Source organism: Anaeromyxobacter sp. Fw109-5, from assembly GCF_000017505.1.
Lineage (GTDB): Bacteria > Myxococcota > Myxococcia > Myxococcales > Anaeromyxobacteraceae > Anaeromyxobacter.
Genome location: NC_009675.1, coordinates 1,179,819 through 1,196,178, shown reverse-complemented (window position 1 = coordinate 1,196,178; position 16,360 = coordinate 1,179,819). Strand labels below are relative to the sequence as shown.

Sequence of the window (16,360 nt, the reverse complement as noted above, 5' to 3'; positions counted from 1 at the left end):
CCATGCCGACGGCACCGATCGCGTGGCGCTCCGCGGAAGTGCGGGAGATCGTGGTGGAGACGCCACGCGCGAAGACGATCCGCCTGGAGGTCCCGGGTTGGCCCGGGCATCTCCCGGGCCAGCACGTGGACGTGCGACTCACGGCGGAGGACGGCTACCAGGCGCAGCGGAGCTACTCGATCTCCTCGCCGCCCGAGGAGGATGGGATCGCGCTCACGGTCGAGCGCCTCGACGACGGCGAGGTCTCCACGTTCCTGACGGACGAGCTGCGGGCCGGCGATCGCCTCGAGTTGCGAGGGCCGCTCGGGGGGTACTTCACCTGGACCGCGGCTCGACGTGGTCCGCTCGCGCTCGTGGCCGGGGGAAGCGGGATCGTGCCGCTCATGGCGATGATCCGCCACCGTGCGGCGCGAGGGAGCCACGTCCCGACGCACGTCCTGTGCTCCTGGCGAACGGCGGACGACGTCATCTACCGCGACGAGCTCGCCCGTCTCGCGGCGCAGGCGGACGGCCTCGAGGTGACGCACACATTGACTCGGCGCGCGCCTGTGGACTGGCGAGGTCTCACGCGCCGGATCGACCGTGAGATGCTCTCGGAGCGCCTGCCCGGACCGGACGCGCGGCCGCTCTCGTACGTCTGCGGTCCGACGGCGATGGTCGAATCCGTGGCGACGCTGCTCGTGTCGCTCGGGCACGCGCCGGACCGGATCCGGACCGAGCGGTTCGGGCCCACGGGAGGCGCACGATGACCGGCGGCGCAAGCAACGAACGCACTCACCTCGACGGGAACGCAGCCGCAGGTCTCCTGCGAGAGGTCTTCGCGGTCGAGATGACGACCGCGTCGTGCACGTGCCTGGACTGCGGTCGGATCTCCGCCGTCGGCGGGCTTCACCTCTACGGCGGAGCGCTGGGTTCCGTGTTGCGCTGCCCGAGCTGCGAGGCGCTCGTGCTCCGCGTCACGAGCGGGCCGACGGGGCACTTCATCGAGTTGCACGCCGTCATGCACGTCCGGCCCTTCGGCGCAGGCGAAGGGTGAACGCACTACGCCGACGCGTTCGCTAGTGCGTGGCAGCGTCGACCAGGAGGAGGACTCCGATGGCTGCCGCGTGCATTCCCCGCAGCGCTTGCGGTGGGCGGCGCCGAAACGGGCCAGGAGCGCGTTGGCCGCGCTCAAGACGGCTGCCCCGAGCAGCAGCGACATGACGGCTGGGACGGGACCGGCGATCCGGATCGCCTCGGCCGCGAGTTCCAGCGATGCTGCGGCGAGCAGCAGGCCCGCACCCACCGACATGCCCAGAGCGATCTTCTGATGGGACAGCCGGGAGAAGGACCCGGCGACGGCTCCGACCACCAGCCCGACCGAGGAGACCGCACCCCAGGCAAGGACAGCGCAGATCTCGCCGAAGCTCGGGGGCATCGCGTTTCTCCGATCGTCGCGACGACTGACCGACCGTAGGGTCGCCGAAGCGGTTCCTGATGGGAGCGCGCGCTCGGCGATTCGTCGCTCGGGGACAGCCGGCACTCGAGATTCAACGACCTGAGCGTGCAAGAATCGGACGGCGATTTCGGGCTTCGCGGACGACGCCTGGCAGCGCTTCGGCTCGGAACCTGTCGCCCGGCGCTCGCGCCTCGGGCGAGGGCGCGGGCGGCCGCGCGCGCCGGCAGCCGCGGGGGGTGCGTGTTACCTTTGCCCGGTGCGGGCGCGGGTCGGGGTCATCCTCGGGACGGCGGCGGTCGCGATCGCGGCGGTGGAGACGTGGCGCGCGCGCCGGACCGCACGAAGCCGGCCCGCGCCGGACGCGGGTCCCCGCGTGGTCATCGTCGGCGCGGGGTTCGCCGGCCTCAACGCCGCGCGGGCGCTCGCGGGGCAGCCGGTCCGGGTCCTGGTCGTGGACCGGCGCAACCACCACCTCTTCCAGCCGCTCCTGTACCAGGTCGCCACCGCCGCGCTCTCGCCCGCGGACATCGCCGCGCCCATCCGCCACGTGCTCCGCCACCAGCGGAACACGGAGGTGATCCTGGGCGACGTCGAGCGGGTGGACGCCGCCGCCCGGGTGCTCCACCTCTCCGACGGGGCCGTCGTCCCCTACGACGCGCTCGTCGTCGCGACCGGCGCGACCCACTCGTATTTCGGCCACCCGGAGTGGGAGCCGCTCGCCCCGGGGCTGAAGACCCTGGAGGACGCGCTGGAGATCCGCCGACGCGTCCTCACCGCGTACGAGCTGGCCGAGCGGGAGAGCGATCCCGACGTGCGGCGCGCCCTGATGACGTTCGTCGTCGTGGGCGGCGGGGCGACCGGCGTCGAGCTGGCCGGCGCCCTCGCGGAGATCGCCCGCAACACGCTCGCGAGGGACTTCCGCCACATCGCGCCGGAGAGCGCCCGGGTCGTGCTCGTCGAGGCATCGCCCCACGTCCTCCCCACGTACTCGGAGCGCCTCTCGGAGGCGGCGCGCTCCCAGCTCGAGCGAATCGGGGTCGAGGTGCAGACGGGAGCGACGGTGACGGGCATCGACGATCACGGCGTCCACGTCGGCCGCGAGCGGATCTGGAGCCGCACCGTGCTCTGGAGCGCTGGCGTCGCCGCGTCGCCCCTCGCGCGGTCGCTCGGGGTCCCGCTCGACCGCAGCGGCCGCGTCGAGGTGCTGCCGGACCTCTCTGTCCCGGGGAGGCCCGAGGTCTTCGTGGCAGGCGACCTCGCGCGCGTCGTCCAGGACGGCGAGCTGGTGCCGGGCATCGCGCCCGCGGCCATCCAGGCGGGGCGCCGCTCGGCGCGCAACGCGCTCCGCCGAGTCCAGGGCCGGCGTACGCTCCGCTTCCGTTACTTCGATCGCGGGATGCTCGCGACGATCGGGAGGGCGGCGGCCGTCGGGCGCGTGCGCCACGTCGAGCTGACGGGGCTCCCCGCCTGGCTCGCGTGGCTCGGCGTGCACATCGCGTTCCTCATCGGCTTCCGGAACCGGGTCGCCGTGCTGCTCGAGTGGGCCTGGTCCTACGCCACGTTCACCCGCGAGGCGCGCGTCATCACCGAGACCGCCGAGCAGTGCCGATTCGAGCACGAGCTGCGGCGCCCGCCGCCGCCGGAGGTCGCGGTTCCGGACGCGCCCGAACGCGCCTGACGGACGCCGAGGGGCGTGCACCTCACCCGCTTCCTCCGTCCTCGCCCACGGCCGAAAGGACCAGTTTTCCTCGGGGGTGATCCCTGATCCCGCGCTCATAGGCCTCGCGGGCCTGGTGGAGCGGCAGGACCGCCTCGACAATCGGTCGGATCACCCCGGCGTCGATCAGGCGAGACAGCTCGTTCAGTTGCGTGCGGCTCGATTCTACGATGAAGAACAATCCTCTCGCCGCGCGACCCGCCGTCCACTCCGCCGATGGCTGCCTGACGATGGTGACGAGCAGCCCGTTCCGCCGCAGGACGGACCAGGACTTCTCCGTAGTCGTGCCGCCGATCGTGTCGAGAACCACGTCGACATCCCGCACCACGGTCTCGAACGGCGTTGCGCCATAGTCGATGACCTCGTCGGCGCCGAGCTTGCGCACGAAGTCCACGTTGCGGGCGGAGGCCGTCCCGATGACGTGAGCCCCGCGCCAGCGGGCGAGTTGGGCGGCGAAGCTGCCAACCCCGCCCGCCGCACCATGAATCAGCACCCGTTGCCCGGGCGCAAGCCGCGCGTGGTCGAAGAGAGCCTGCCACGCGGTCAGGGCGGAGAGCGGGGTTGCCGCGGCGCTCCCATGGTCGAGACTGCGGGGTTTCGGGGCGAGCTCGGCAGCGCGCACCGCTAAGTACTCGGCCGCTCCTCCGTCCCGAAAGAAGTCAGTGAGCCCGTAGACGGCCCCGCCGACCTCCACCTCTCGCACCTCCGGTGCGACAGCCGCGACGACGCCGGAGACTTCGTGGGAGGGAATCAACGGAAGCCGGCTGCGGCCGTCGGGCGTCTCCCAGATGTGCCAGGTGAACTCGGCCGGGGAGATCCCGGCGGCATGGACGCGGACCAGCGCGTCGCCCGGCCGGAGCGCGGGAATGGGGGCATCCTCGTAGACGAGCGCTTCCGGGCCTCCCCGGCGGTGGATACGGATCGCCTTCATGGTCGTCTTCGCCATTTCAGATCGCCTCCTCCGCCACCGTAGCCGCCGCGGCAACTACTCTCGAAGACATGCCCTCGTGATGAACGTTTCGCTCCTCCTGCGGAGTCGCCGTGCATCGTGGTGACAGCAAGAGGAGTGCCCGCCAGTGCGCCTCCGAACCGGGATGACGTGCGATCCTCTCGGCGTACGACCACCACCACTTCGGCTCGGCGCCCGCTCGAGGTCCGCCGGACGTGGGCTCGCAGGAGCACGCCGAACGGTCGGCATTTGCCGAGCCTCCGGCACGCTGCCGCGGAGTCCGGCTCCGCGGGGCGCGGCCCGGGGCCGAGGTTCGTTCAGACCCGGCGCGCGGCCGCTAGGAAGAAGGTGCGTGCCGCGGCGCAGCTTCCTGTGCGCCCACCTGCCCGCGCCTCTCCAGTCGCCGGAGCGTCTCCGCGAGGAAGTCTCCGAAGATCCTCCTTCCGGCGAGCGTGAGCAGCCCGCTCAGGAGCAGCCCCTTCACGTTCTGTGCCCTTCGCTGGAACTCCAGGTGTACGTGGCTGCCGCCCTCCGGTCGTGGCTGGACGGTGTAGAGCCACCAGCTCCCCGGACGAAACGCGTTCGAGTCCTGCACCTGGATGCGCACCTTCCCCGCCTCCGACCAGTCGTAGCGCGTCCTCTCCCACACGCCGCGGGATCCCTCCGTCACCTCGGCCGAGGTCTGGGCGACGTCGTGCACCTTGTAGTACTTGCGATCGATGTTGGGCCAGAGCTCGACCCGCCTCTCCGTGAAGTCGGTGAGCGCGCCGATGACGGCTTGCGCTGGGAGCGTGGTGTCTTTGTCCACCGAGACATGAGCCATCGCTATCTCCTCTCCGGCGATCGCCGGCGCGAGCCGGGCGGCTCCCCTTCGTCATGTGTGGCTTCTAGCCTGCGCGAGCGCCGCCGCCTGCGCTCATGGCCTCGGCGAGGGCAGGCGACTACCCGATCACGCGCTGGACGGCCGGCCTGGAGGTGCTCGAGGGGGGCGCCGGGCGAGCGATCACTTACTCTGGGTCTGAGCCCGGGGAGCTCCCGATCGTGAACTCCCACGCGCACCAGAGCTCGTCCGGGTGGTCGTCGGGCGGGCACGCGAGGCACCGCGTCCGGATTCTCGGGTCGACGGTCCGCGCGAACACCGTGCGCCGCCTCCACCGCCTGGAACCAGAGCCCATCGTGCGCGAGCCAGTTCTTGGCGTCGTCCATCACGATCCGGACCAGCTCCTCCTCGTCGAGCGAGCGGAGGTCGGCGGCGACGTCTGCGGGGGTGCGCGGCTGGGCCATGCGGTCGTTCCTCTCGGAGGCTTCGCGTCCTCAGTCCCGCAGGGTGGCCACGAGGCGCCTCGGGTGCCGGAGCAGGTCGAGCGCGTCGCTCGCAGCCGTGACGACCACGTCCGCGCTGGCGAGCGTCGCCGCGGCGGCGCCCTCGCCCTGCACCACCGCGATTCCCAGGGCCGCGGCCGCGAGCATCTCCCGATCGTTCAGGCCGTTCCCGAGCGCCACGACCGTTTCCGCGCCGAGGCGGTCGACGAAGGCGCGCTTCGCCCTTCCCTGACCGCCGGGCGGGATGATCTCGACGGACACCGGTAGGCCATCGAGCTCCTCCGCGGCGCCGCCGTGCGTGTCGGCCGTGACGACGTGGATGCGCAGGTCCCGCGCGAGGTCTGCGAGCACCTCGCGCATCCCGGGAACGAGCCGCCCGTCTCGAGCGAGGGTTCCATTGAAGTCGGAAACCAGATGCACGAGGCGCAGCTCGCCGAATCCGGGGATGGGGATGGTCAGCATGATGTTCCTCCGCGATGCGAGGTCGTACCCCGGGGCTGACCCATTCTCCTGCTTCGAGCCGGCGACCCAGCGATCGGTGCAGCCTTGAAGCGGGGCTCGACGGGGTACTTCGACCCCAGCGCGCGGCAGCTGGGGGCGCCCGGTTGACCTGGCGGCCCCCCGCAGTTAGTTATTGATAACTCACTTTCAGAGGACAGAGGATGCCTGCCGCTCGACACCTTCCCGCGGATCAGCGCCGCATCGCCACCATCGAGGCGGCCGTCCAGCTCGCGGGGGAGCAGAACCCCAGCGACGTGACCACCGGCGCCATCGCCCAGGCCATGGGCGTCACGCAGCCCGCGCTCTTCCGGCACTTCGCGACCAAGGACGCGATCTGGGCGGGGGTGATGGAGTGGGTCGCGGAGCGGCTGCTCGCGAACGTGGACCGCTGCACCGCGTCGACGGCCTCCCCGCTCGCGGCCCTCGAGGCCACGTTCATGGGCCACGTCGAGTTCGTGGCCCGTCACCCCGGCGTGCCGCGGGTCTTGCTGGCCGAGCTGCAACGTGCGGAGGACACCGCCGCGAAGCGCACCGTGCACGGCCTGCTCCGCCGCTACGGTGAGCGCATCCGGTCGCTCATCGAGGAGGGGAAGGAGCGCGGCGAGGTCGCGGCCGTCACCGACGCGACCGCGGCGGCCACCCTCTTCATCGGCACGATCCAGGGGCTCGTGCTGTCGTCTCTGATCAGCGGACGCCCCGCGCGGCTCCGCGCCGCGGCACCAGGGGCGTTCTCGATCTATCGGCGCGGCATCGGGAGCACCTCATGAAGCTGCCGTGGAAGAGCCGTCGCTGGATGGTCCTCGCCGCCCTCCTCGTCCCGCTCGGCGCCGCCTTCGCCTACGTGGCCGCCCGCTCGGGCCCGCTCGCTCCCGTGCCGGTCACGGTCGCGACGGTCGAGACGAAGCCGCTCGAGCCGGCGCTGCACGGGATCGGCACGGTGGAGGCGCGCTACACGCACCGGGTCGGCCCCACCAGCGCCGGGCGCGTGCTGCGCGTCGAGGTCGACGTCGGCGAGCGCGTACGGGCGGGGCAGCTCCTCGCGGAGATCGATCCGGTGGACCTCGACGCGCGCCTCACCGCGCAGCAGGCCGCGCTCGCACGAGCCGAGGCGAACGTCGACGCCGCAGATGCACAGCTGAGCGACGCGGGCGCGCGAGCGGCGCACGCCGCCACGCAGGCGAGGCGTTACGGTGAGCTCTCGCGGCAGGGCGCCGCCAGCGAGGAGGTCTCGGACACGAAGCGGCAGGAGCTGCTCGTCAGCGAGGCCGCTGTCGCGTCCGCGCGGGCCGGGCTCGAGGCGGCTCGCGAGGAGCTGGCGCGCGCTCGCGCCGACGCGAATGCCATCGGACGGCAGCGCTCGAGCCTGCGGCTCGTCGCGCCGGTGGACGGCCTCGTGAGCGCTCGCGGCGCCGACCCCGGCAGCACGGTCGTCGCGGGGCAGCCGGTGATCGAGGTGATCGACCCCACGACGCTGTGGATCAACGTGCGGTTCGACCAGCTCCGGGCGGCGGGGCTGCGCGCCGGGCTTCCCGCCCGGATCGCGCTGCGGTCGCGAACGGGTGAGGCGGTCAAGGGGCGCCTGCTGCGCGTGGAGCCCGTCGCCGACCCCATCACCGAGGAGCTCGTCGCGAAGGTCGTCTTCGCGGTCCCGCCCGAGCCGCTGCCCGCCGTGGGCGAGCTGGCCGAGGTCACCGTCGCGCTGCCGCGATCGCCGCCGGCGCCGGTCGTGGCGAACGCGAGCGTGCAGCGCGTCGCGGGGCGGCTCGGCGTGTGGACCGTCGCCGACGGTGAGCTGCAGTTCACGCCGGTGAAGACCGGCGCCAACGACCTCGACGGCCGTGTCCAGGTGGTCGAGGGGCTCCAGGGCGGCGAGCGCGTCGTGGTCTACAGCCAGCGCGCGCTCCGGGCTCGCACCCGCGTCGAGGTGGTGGAGCGGATCCCGGGAGCGTCGCCGTGATCAGCCTCGCTGGCCGCGACATCCTGCACGCCTGGGGAAAGTTCGTGTTCACCGGCGTGGGCCTCGGCCTGCTCGTCGGCGTGACGCTCTCGATGGCCGGCATCTACCGCGGGATGGTCGACGACGCGCAGGTGCTGCTCGACAACAGCGGGGCCGATCTGTGGGTCGTGCAGCAGGGCACGCTCGGGCCGTACGCCGAGCCCTCGAGCGTGTACGACGACGCGTACCGCGGGGTGCTCGCGATGCCCGGCGTCGCCCGGGCGTCGAACGTGACCTACCTCACCATGCAGGTGCGGCTCGGCGACCGCGACGTGCGCGCCATGGTCGTGGGCATCGTGCCCGGCGGCCCCGGAGAGCCCGGCCAGCCCGGCCACCTCGTCGCGGGCCGGCACATCACCCGCGGTCACTACGAGGCCGTCGTGGACGTCGCGACGGGCTTCCGCGTGGGAGACCGCATCCGCATCCGCCGCACCGAGTACGCCGTCGTCGGGCTCACCCGTCGCGCGGTGTCCTCGAGCGGCGACCCGATGGTGTTCGTGCCGCTGAAGGACGCGCAGGAGGCGCAGTTCCTGAAGGACGCGGACGCGATCGTGCAGCAGCGCCGCCGGACCGCCGCGAACGCTTCGCTGAACCCGCCCGGCGCCCCCGGTGTCGTGGGGGCGGTGGTCGCGTCGCAGACCAAGAGCCCCTACGTGAACGCCGTGCTCGTACAGGTGGAACCCGGGTACGAGCCGGCGGCGGTCGCGGCCGACATCCAGCGCTGGAAGCGGCTGCAGGTCTATACGCGCCCGCAGGTCGAGGAGATCCTCGTCGGGAAGCTCATCGCGACCTCGGCGCGGCAGATCGCGATGTTCCTCGTCATCCTCTCCGTGGTGAGCGCCGCGGTGGTGGCGTTCATCATCTACACGATGACGGCCGGCAAGATCCGCGAGATCGCGGTGCTGAAGCTCATCGGCGCGCGGAATCGCACCATCGCCGCGATGATCGTGCAGCAGGCGCTCGCCCTCGGCGCGATCGCGTTCGTCGTGGGCAAGCTCGCGGCGACCGCATGGGCGCCGGTCTTCCCGAAGTACGTCCTGCTGCTCCCAGGGGACGCCGTGCGGGGCTTCGCAGCGGTCATGGTGATCTGCGTCCTCGCCAGCGGCGTCGCGATCCGCGCGGCGCTGGCGGTGGACCCGGCCGACGCGGTGGGAGGCTGACGTGCACGGCATCGAGGTCCACGGCGTCCGAAAGAGGTACGGCGAGGGCGACACCGCCGTCGACGCGCTGAAAGGCGTGGACATGCGCGTCGAGCCCGGCGAGGTGATCGGCCTCATAGGCCCCTCCGGCTCCGGGAAGAGCACGCTCCTCAAGTGCCTCGGCGCGGTGATCGAGCCGACCGCCGGCCGGATCCTGCTCGGCGGCGAGACCGTTTACGACGGCGGCTGGCGCATCCCCGACCTGCGCGCGCTGCGGCGCGATCGCATCGGCTTCGTCTTCCAGGCGCCGTACCTCATCCCGTTCCTCGACGTGATCGAGAACGTGGCGCTGTTGCCGATGCTCGCCGGGCGTCCGGACGGCGAGGCGCGCGCGCGCGCCAAGGAGCTGCTCGAGGCGCTCGAGGTCGGCCACCGCGCCGGCGCCATGCCGTCGCGGCTCTCGGGTGGCGAGCAGCAGCGCGTCGCCATCGCGCGGGCCCTGGTGAACCACCCGCCGGTGATCCTGGCCGACGAGCCCACCGCTCCGCTCGACAGCACTCGCGCGCTCGGCGTCATCCGCATCCTCAACGACATGGCGCGCCGGTTCGAGACGGCGGTGATCGTCGTGACGCACGACGAGAAGATCATCCCGACGTTCCGGCGCATCTACCATATCCGCGACGGGCGCACCGAGGAGGAGGCCGGCGAGGGGAGAGCGATCGCGTGACCCGGCGAGGCCGGCTCTCGCGCCCGGAGCATCGACCGTAGGGTCGCTCTGGCAGCGTCGCACCGCGACACGTAGGCGCTTCACCCTCGGGCGCGGGTCGACCTGCGCTCGTCGCCGTCGAGCCGACCTCGAGGGGGGCGAATCGCCCTTTACGCTTTCCTGATGCGTGGACGGCCGGTTCTTACGCCGCCCTGATGGCTCCATCGGGTATGCAGCGACGTCTCCTGGCTGGTCCACGCAGGCGCGGGACGGCGACCCGTCCACGGGATGGTGACGTGCACCTCCACTCGCCCTTGAACGCCGAGGGCGAACGCCGCCGCTCGGCCCTCCGTATCGTCGGCCGGGACGTCGGGGCGCTCCAGGTGCTCCTCAGCGTGGGGATGCTCCTGTCGCTGCTCGTGAGCCTCCTCTACGGAGAGGTCCACAGCGCGCTGAGCTTCCTCGGTGCCGCTGCCGTGACGGCGGCGTTCGGGGCCCTGGCCCATCGGGCCGGCCGCGACGCCGACGAGCCGAAGCGCCGCCACGCCATGATCATCGCGGGTGGCGGCTGGTTCGTCAGCGCCGTCTTCGGCGCGCTCCCGTTCCTCTTCGCCGCCTACTGGACCCCGCCAGAGGTCGCCCAGGGGTTCGTCCCGGCGGGCGAGAGCTACGGCTCGAGCCTCGCGTACTTCCGGAACCCGCTGCACGCGCTCTTCGAGAGCATGAGCGCGTACACCACGACCGGGCTCACCATGGCCGTGCACGAGCCGTCCATCGGCCACGGCCTCCTCTTCTACCGCTCGCTGGCGCAGTGGATCGGCGGCGCCGGCGTCATCGTCCTCTCCCTCGCGATCATCCCGAGGCCCCACGTCGTCGGCGAGCTGGAGCTCTACCAGTCCGAGGCGGCGGGGACGAAGCTCCGGCCGAGCATCCTGGGCACGGCGCGCGCCATCTGGAAGGTCTACAGCGTGGTCACGCTGCTCGTCGCCGTGTACCTCTTCGCCGCGACGCTGATCGTCCTCCCCGGGTACGGCGTCGGGCCGAGCCTGTTCGACGCGGTCAACCACGCCATGACGGCCCAGTCCACCGGCGGGTTCAGCACCCTCGACGACAGCATCGCGGGGTACCGCTCCTACGCGATGGACCTCGTCCACGTACCTCCGATGGTCCTCGGCGCGATCTCGCTCCCGCTGTACTACGCGTTCCTGCGCGCCCGCTCGCTCCGCGTGTTCTGGCGGGACGCGCAGTTCCGCACCATGATCCTCGTCTTCGGGATCACCATCCCGGCGCAGGTCCTGCTCCTCGTCGGCGCCGAGGCGGTCGCCGATCCCTTTCGCGAGGGGCTCTTCCAGGTCGTCAGCGCCGTCTCCACCACCGGCTGGCAGACCTCGAACATCGGCGCCTGGGACGACGCGGCGGTGATGCTGCTCGCGTGGGGGACGATGATCACCGGAGGGGCAGCCGGCGCCACCGTCGGCGGCATCAAGCTCATCCGCGCCTACCTCCTCCTCGGCGCGGCGCGGTGGCGCATCCGGAAGGTCTTCCTGCCCGGCGACGCCGTGATCCCGTTCCGGCTCGGCGATCGCAACCTCCCGTCCGAGGCGATGCAGCGGGAGGTGACGGACGCCTCGGTCTTCACGTTCCTGTACCTGCTCGTGCTGGGCGTCGCGACCATCCTCGTCTCGCACTACGTGGGCGGAGACTTCAGCCTCGCCGACGTCATCTTCGAGTGCGTCTCGGCGCAGAGCACCGTCGGGCTCTCCTCGGGCATCACCGATCCCGGCATGCCGATCGTGGTCGAGATCGTGTTCATCTTCCAGATGTGGGTGGGCCGGCTGGAGATCTTCCCCGTGCTCGTGCTGCTGAGCGCGCTGCTCTCGTGGATGCTGAGGCGCTGATCCCATGTACGTCGTCATCGTCGGTGCCGGTGAGGTCGGGAGCTACGTGGCGCGCATCCTCGTGGAGGAGGGGCACGAGGTGGCGGTCATCGATGTCAACGAGGCGCTGGCGCGCCGGCTCGATGCGTCCCTGAACGCCCTCGTGGTGCACGGCTCGGGCCTGAACACGAACGTGCTCAAGAGCGCCGGGATCGAGAGGGCCGACCTCTTGATGGCCGTCACCGCCATCGACGAGGTGAACCTCATCGCGTGCATGACCGCGCGGAAGCACGGAGGGAAGAGGCTCCGGGTGGTCGCGCGGGTACGCCAGTCGCAGCAGGTCGCCCGCGGGGAGGCGCTCAGCGCGGAGGACCTCGGCCTCGACGCGCTCGTGAGCCCGGAGCAGTCCATCGCCAGAGCGGTGATCGAGATGCTTCGCTACACCGGGAGCGGGGAGCTTCGGGAGCTGCCGGGGGGCAAGCTGGTGCTCGTAGGGATGGTGCTGTCGCCGGACTCCCCCCTGGTGCACGACACGCTCGCAGCGCTCCGCGGCGACCTGCCGAAGCAGTCGCTGGTCGTCGCGGTGCAGAGCCGCGACGGTCTCCGCATCCCGACCGGCGGGGATCGACTCAGGGTCGACGAGCGCGCGTTCGTCCTCACGCGCCCTCAGGATCTGACGGAGCTCACCATCCTCTCGGGGCAGCCCTGGTTCCGCGTGAAGCGGATCCTCATCGTCGGCTGCGGGAACACGGGCCTCGCGGTGGCCCGCGAGCTCGAGGCACGCGGGCTCGCCGCGACCATCCTCGAGAGGGACCAGGAGCGCGCGGAGCTCGTGGCGGGCCTGCTCCCGCGGTCGCTCGTGCTGAACGGCGACGGCTCGGATCCCGACTACCTCCGGACGCACCTCGAGGAAGCCAAGATCGACGCGGTGCTGGTGCTGCTCGAGGACCCCGAGAAGTCCGTGCTGATCGGCATCTTCGCGAAGTCGCTCGGCGCCCGGAAGGTCATCGTCCGCTGCGACAAGCCGGCGTACGCGCACCTCGCGAACCAGCTCGGGGTGGACGCGATGATCAGCCCGAAGCGCGCCATGACGGATGCCATCCTGAGGTACGTCTGGCGCGGGAAGGTGGAGTCGAGCCTGGTGCTCGGGGACCACGAGGCCGAGATCATCGAGTTCAGGGTCCCCGAGAAGCCCGAGCGGGCGGATCTCGTCGAGAAGCCGCTCCGCGAGGTGCACTTCCCGGAGGGTGCCCTGGTGGCGGCGGTGATCCGCGGCGAGGACGTGTTCATCCCGTCCGGGACCACGGTCCTGCAGCCGGGAGACTCGCTGTTCATCGCCTGCCGCCAGGATGCGCTCGGGCGCGTCGCAAAGCTCCTCACCTAGCGTCCTAGCGTCCCGACCCAGCTAGCGTCCCGACCCAGAGTAGTTCTCCCTGCCCAGCGCCTGGGCGAAGGCACCCGATCTCGCGCCATGTCTCTCTGAAACGACGCGCCGAAGATGCTCTCAGCTGTCCTTCGCCAGCGTGCTCATCAACGCCTCGAGGTCTACGGGCTTCGCCAGATGTGCGTCGAACCCGGCATCCCGCGCCCGCTGTCGATCCTCTTGCTGCGCGTAGCCGCTCAAGGCCACGAGTCGCGTGTCCCGGAGCGGCCCATCGCTCCGGAGGGTGCGCGCGACTTCGTACCCGTCCACGTCGGGCAACCCGATGTCGCAGAGGATGACGTCCGGCTGGACCTTCCTCGCGAGCGCAATCCCGGAGCTGCCGTCACGAGCGATGCGCACGCGATGACCATGGAGCTCCAGGATCTCGGCGAGGCTCTGCGCTCCGTCGACGTTGTCCTCGATGATGAGGATGGATCGCGGCGGCGTGCCAGTGCTGCGGTGGCGCGCCTTCTCCGATTCTGCTGCCGCGTCTGCGAGAGGGATCCGGACCAGGAACTCGGCGCCTCGGCCGGGTCCGTCACTGTGCGCCGCGACGGTCCCGCCGTGAAGCTCGACGATGCTCTTCACGAGCGCGAGCCCGAGGCCGAGGCCTCCCTTCGTTCGCGCCAACGAGTGATCGGCCTGCGCGAACGGCTCGAACATGTGCTCGATCTGCTTCGGATCCATCCCGACCCCGTCGTCGGTGACGCAGAGCTCGGCGCCGCCCTCGCGTGCGGCGACACTGACGCGAACGGCGCCCCCGCTCGGGGTGAACTTCATCGAGTTGTTCAGCAGGTTCGTGAGGACCTGCGCCATGCGCGTGGAGTCCGCCTCGATCCACATCGGGCCCGCGGTGACGTGGTCGACCCGCAGGCGAACGCCACCCTGCGTAAATACGGAGTAGAGATCATCCGTGGTCTTCCGGACGATCTCTCGCAAGTCCACCCTGCTGCGCTCCAGCGGGATCTTGCCGTGCGAGATGCGCGTGACGTCCAGCAGGTCGTCGATGAGGCGGGTCAGGTGCTCCGTCTGGCGGCGGACGACCTCCCTGGCGCGCGTCGCCTGCTCACTGTCGGCCGCGGCGCGCTCCAGGAGGTAGATGCTGTTGCGGATGGGCGCGAGCGGGTTTCGGAGCTCGTGTGAGAGCATCGCCAGGAACTCGGACTTGCGCCGGTCGCTTTCGCGGAGCTGGCGGTTCACTTCGCGCAGCGACTCCTCCGCGCGCTTGCGTTCCGACACGTCGCTGAACAGGACGCCGACTCTCCGCATCTCCGGTGCGCCCACCCGGAAGGCGTACACGTCGTAGTCCCGGCTCAGGGCTTCGGCGCGGTGCGAGAAGCGGATCGACTCGCCGGTCGTGGCGACCCTGCCGTAGGCCTCGTACCAGCGCTCATCGAGCTGCGGGACCAGCTCGCGGATGCGCTTGCCCCTGGCGTTCGCGAGTCCGGTGTGCTGCTCGAACGCGGGGTTCACCTCGACGAAGCGGCAGTCGTTCGGCTTCCCCGCCTCGTCGAACAGCACGTCGACGATGCAGAAGCCCTCGTCGATGGTCTCGAAGAGCGTACGGTATCTCTCCTCGGAATCCCGCACATCGCGTTGGGCGCGGGCTCGTTCGTCGGCGGCACGCCGATCGCGCTCCGCGACGAACTCCACGATGGACTGCGACAGCACGACGTCGAGCCCGGCATTCAGGCGTGCGAGGCCCTTGATCCGCTCGATGCGACCCTGTTCGCCCGAAGCGCCTCTGCGGTCCTGCTCGTCGGCTTCGGCTCCGAGGACCGCCTCGATGATGGTCTCGCGCAACAGGCGGTACTCGCGGAAAACCTGCTCGAGCGACAAGCCCTCGTCCAGGCGCTGCATCACGTGCTTCAATGCCTCGATGACGACTGGCGAGCGTTCGGGCGGCTGATCGCTCTCCAGCCAATCGGCGAGCGCGTCCAGCAACGAGGGGACGTCGTTCCGTAGCGCGCTGCCGACCAGCTCGACGTCGCGCTCTTCCCCGGTGACGCGCGATTGCCACGTCCCCAGGATGTCGTCCTTGTGCCGTCGCAGGAACGAATGAACGGCGCGGTCCATACGGATGTACGCTAGTACACACACCGCCCGGACGCCGTGGCCCCCGTCAGGGCGAGCTGGCGCCCGGTGGAACGGCGCCCGCCTGCATGCGTTGTCACGCGCCTCGACGGCACGCCGTCCACCGCGTCCCCGCGGTCTTGTTGGCGCGCTCCCATACCGCGGGAGTCTGAACGTGCCGACGCCGGCCGGCTGGGTGGTAGCGTTCAGGCGGGATGAAGATCCAGGTACTCATGAGTCCCGGCTGCGGGCACGGCGTTCGGGCGCTCGAGCGGTGGCGGACGTCGCCGCCCTCGGGCGCCCCGGGCCGAGATCGAGACGATCACCGTCGCGACCGTCGAGGACGCTGCCCGGTGGTCGTTTCCGGGGTCGCCGACCGTCCGCGTGGACGGCGTCGACATCGACCCATACCCGCCGACGGGCGTCGGCCTGGGCTGACGGCTGTACGGTCTCGCGGGCGTGCCCCCGCGAAAGCTCGTCGAGGCCGCCCTCCGGTCGGCGCTCGCACGTTCATGACCGCTTGTGCGCGGCGGGTCGTGAGGACCACGCCCTCCTCGCCCCGGCTCATCGAGCCCGCTGGCGGGCCCTTGCGAGAAGCCCACGGCGAGGCTATGAGTGAGTGGTCACTCATGGCCCGTCCCAGGAGCGAAGACAAGCGCAACGCCCTCCTCACCGCCGCCGCGCAGGTGATCGCGGAGCTCGGCGTGAGCGCGCCCACAGCCCGGATCGCCCAGCTCGCGGGAGTGGCGGAAGGCACGCTCTTCACCTACTTCCGCACCAAGGACGAGCTCCTCAACGAGCTGTATCTCGCGCTCAAGGCCGAGCTGCGGGACGTCATGCTCCCGAACTATCCCAAGGCCGAGAGCGTGAAGAATCGCGCCCGCCATGCCTGGCGGAAGTACCTCGAGTGGGGCGTCTCGAATCCGGACAAGCGCAAGGCGATGACCCAGCTCGCCGTGTCGGACAGGATCTACGAGCGGACCCGGGCGGAGGCCCTGGAGGCCTTCGCCGAGGTGGACGCGCTCCTGCGCGAGAGCACGGCCCACGGCGCGCTCCGCGATCATCCGCCGGCGTTCGCCGCGGCGATCATGGGGTCGCTCGCGGAGACGACCATGGACTTCATCGCCCGGGAGCCGAAGCGGGCGGAGCGGTACAGCGCCGCCGGGTTCGAGGCGTTCTGGAACGCGGTCGCGAGGGCGTAGTTTTTTTGGGACCGAT

At 71.1% G+C, this 16,360-nt stretch carries 15 protein-coding genes and 1 pseudogene; 10 read left to right on the top strand and 6 right to left on the bottom strand.

Annotated features, from left to right (window positions below; genetic code table 11):
- The first annotated feature begins 2 nt into the window (after positions 1-2).
- The 3 genes from ANAE109_RS05375 to ANAE109_RS05360 all read left to right on the top strand — a co-directional run bounded on the left by ANAE109_RS05375 (position 3) and on the right by ANAE109_RS05360 (position 3,116).
- Entirely contained in the window at positions 3-749 is a 747-nt protein-coding gene (locus tag ANAE109_RS05375; RefSeq protein WP_011985369.1) for a ferredoxin reductase, read from the top strand.
- A complete protein-coding gene (locus ANAE109_RS05370; RefSeq protein WP_011985368.1) occupies positions 746-1,036 on the top strand; it encodes a DUF6510 family protein in 291 nt (96 codons plus the stop codon). The genes ANAE109_RS05375 and ANAE109_RS05370 overlap by 4 nt, the downstream gene beginning before the upstream one ends.
- Before the next feature lie 658 nt (positions 1,037-1,694).
- Positions 1,695-3,116, top strand: a complete 1,422-nt coding sequence (locus ANAE109_RS05360; RefSeq protein ID WP_234945247.1) for an NAD(P)/FAD-dependent oxidoreductase — start codon at positions 1,695-1,697, stop codon at positions 3,114-3,116.
- Between the two features lie 22 nt (positions 3,117-3,138).
- Here the strand turns inward: ANAE109_RS05360 and ANAE109_RS05355 are convergent, their stop codons facing one another.
- The 5 genes and pseudogenes from ANAE109_RS05355 to ANAE109_RS05345 form a co-directional block, all read right to left on the bottom strand.
- Positions 3,139-4,101: an NADP-dependent oxidoreductase gene (locus ANAE109_RS05355; RefSeq protein ID WP_011985365.1), complete on the bottom strand. Its 963-nt coding sequence runs from the start codon at positions 4,099-4,101 to the stop codon at positions 3,139-3,141.
- A 340-nt stretch (positions 4,102-4,441) separates the two neighbouring features.
- Positions 4,442-4,927 carry an SRPBCC family protein gene (locus ANAE109_RS05350; protein ID WP_011985364.1) on the bottom strand — a complete coding sequence of 162 codons (486 nt, stop codon included), beginning with the start codon at positions 4,925-4,927 and terminating at the stop codon, positions 4,442-4,444.
- A 184-nt stretch (positions 4,928-5,111) separates the two neighbouring features.
- Positions 5,112-5,279: a DUF6125 family protein gene (locus ANAE109_RS26120; protein ID WP_369730633.1), complete on the bottom strand. Its 168-nt coding sequence runs from the start codon at positions 5,277-5,279 to the stop codon at positions 5,112-5,114.
- Positions 5,259-5,388 (bottom strand): annotated as a pseudogene (locus ANAE109_RS26115) (DUF6125 family protein); the annotation flags it as partial. The pseudogene ANAE109_RS26115 and the gene ANAE109_RS26120, both read right to left, overlap by 21 nt.
- A 30-nt stretch (positions 5,389-5,418) precedes the next feature.
- On the bottom strand, positions 5,419-5,889 hold the full coding sequence (locus ANAE109_RS05345) for an HAD family hydrolase (protein ID WP_011985362.1): 471 nt from the start codon (positions 5,887-5,889) through the stop codon (positions 5,419-5,421).
- Between the two features lie 200 nt (positions 5,890-6,089).
- Between ANAE109_RS05345 and ANAE109_RS05340 the strand changes: the two genes are divergently transcribed.
- The 6 genes from ANAE109_RS05340 (at position 6,090) to trkA (ending at position 13,030) form a co-directional block, all read left to right on the top strand.
- Positions 6,090-6,695 (top strand): TetR/AcrR family transcriptional regulator, encoded by a 606-nt coding sequence (locus ANAE109_RS05340; protein ID WP_011985361.1) that lies wholly within the window; start codon positions 6,090-6,092, stop codon positions 6,693-6,695.
- Positions 6,692-7,885, top strand: coding sequence for an efflux RND transporter periplasmic adaptor subunit (locus tag ANAE109_RS05335; RefSeq protein ID WP_011985360.1), 1,194 nt, complete (start codon positions 6,692-6,694; stop codon positions 7,883-7,885). The genes ANAE109_RS05340 and ANAE109_RS05335 overlap by 4 nt, the downstream gene beginning before the upstream one ends.
- Positions 7,882-9,084, top strand: coding sequence for an ABC transporter permease (locus ANAE109_RS05330; RefSeq protein ID WP_011985359.1), 1,203 nt, complete (start codon positions 7,882-7,884; stop codon positions 9,082-9,084). The genes ANAE109_RS05335 and ANAE109_RS05330 overlap by 4 nt, the downstream gene beginning before the upstream one ends.
- Before the next feature lies 1 nt (position 9,085).
- Positions 9,086-9,790 carry an ABC transporter ATP-binding protein gene (locus ANAE109_RS05325; RefSeq protein WP_011985358.1) on the top strand — a complete coding sequence of 235 codons (705 nt, stop codon included), beginning with the start codon at positions 9,086-9,088 and terminating at the stop codon, positions 9,788-9,790.
- 275 nt (positions 9,791-10,065) lie between these two features.
- Positions 10,066-11,667, top strand: coding sequence for a TrkH family potassium uptake protein (locus ANAE109_RS05320; RefSeq protein ID WP_011985357.1), 1,602 nt, complete (start codon positions 10,066-10,068; stop codon positions 11,665-11,667).
- Positions 11,668-11,671: 4 nt separating this feature from the next.
- On the top strand, positions 11,672-13,030 hold the full coding sequence (gene trkA, locus ANAE109_RS05315) for a Trk system potassium transporter TrkA (protein WP_011985356.1): 1,359 nt from the start codon (positions 11,672-11,674) through the stop codon (positions 13,028-13,030).
- A gap of 120 nt (positions 13,031-13,150) precedes the next feature.
- Here the strand turns inward: trkA and ANAE109_RS05310 are convergent, their stop codons facing one another.
- Positions 13,151-15,145, bottom strand: a complete 1,995-nt coding sequence (locus tag ANAE109_RS05310; protein WP_011985355.1) for an ATP-binding protein — start codon at positions 15,143-15,145, stop codon at positions 13,151-13,153.
- A gap of 626 nt (positions 15,146-15,771) precedes the next feature.
- On the opposite strand from ANAE109_RS05310, the gene ANAE109_RS05305 reads away from it, so the two are divergent.
- A complete protein-coding gene (locus ANAE109_RS05305; protein ID WP_011985354.1) occupies positions 15,772-16,344 on the top strand; it encodes a TetR/AcrR family transcriptional regulator in 573 nt (190 codons plus the stop codon).
- The last annotated feature ends 16 nt before the right edge of the window (positions 16,345-16,360 follow it).

Bases quoted from the DNA above. Each gene is read 5' to 3' on its own strand.
- ANAE109_RS05375 (WP_011985369.1), top strand. From the start codon at position 3: ATGCCGACGGCACCGATCGCGTGGCGCTCCGCGGAAGTGCGGGAGATC.
- ANAE109_RS05370 (WP_011985368.1), top strand. From the start codon at position 746: ATGACCGGCGGCGCAAGCAACGAACGCACTCACCTCGACGGGAACGCA.
- ANAE109_RS05355 (WP_011985365.1), bottom strand. From the start codon at position 4,101: ATGGCGAAGACGACCATGAAGGCGATCCGTATCCACCGCCGGGGAGGC.
- ANAE109_RS05350 (WP_011985364.1), bottom strand. From the start codon at position 4,927: ATGGCTCATGTCTCGGTGGACAAAGACACCACGCTCCCAGCGCAAGCC.
- ANAE109_RS26120 (WP_369730633.1), bottom strand. From the start codon at position 5,279: ATGGGCTCTGGTTCCAGGCGGTGGAGGCGGCGCACGGTGTTCGCGCGG.
- ANAE109_RS05345 (WP_011985362.1), bottom strand. From the start codon at position 5,889: ATGCTGACCATCCCCATCCCCGGATTCGGCGAGCTGCGCCTCGTGCAT.
- ANAE109_RS05340 (WP_011985361.1), top strand. From the start codon at position 6,090: ATGCCTGCCGCTCGACACCTTCCCGCGGATCAGCGCCGCATCGCCACC.
- ANAE109_RS05335 (WP_011985360.1), top strand. From the start codon at position 6,692: ATGAAGCTGCCGTGGAAGAGCCGTCGCTGGATGGTCCTCGCCGCCCTC.
- trkA (WP_011985356.1), top strand. From the start codon at position 11,672: ATGTACGTCGTCATCGTCGGTGCCGGTGAGGTCGGGAGCTACGTGGCG.
- ANAE109_RS05310 (WP_011985355.1), bottom strand. From the start codon at position 15,145: ATGGACCGCGCCGTTCATTCGTTCCTGCGACGGCACAAGGACGACATC.
- ANAE109_RS05305 (WP_011985354.1), top strand. From the start codon at position 15,772: ATGGCCCGTCCCAGGAGCGAAGACAAGCGCAACGCCCTCCTCACCGCC.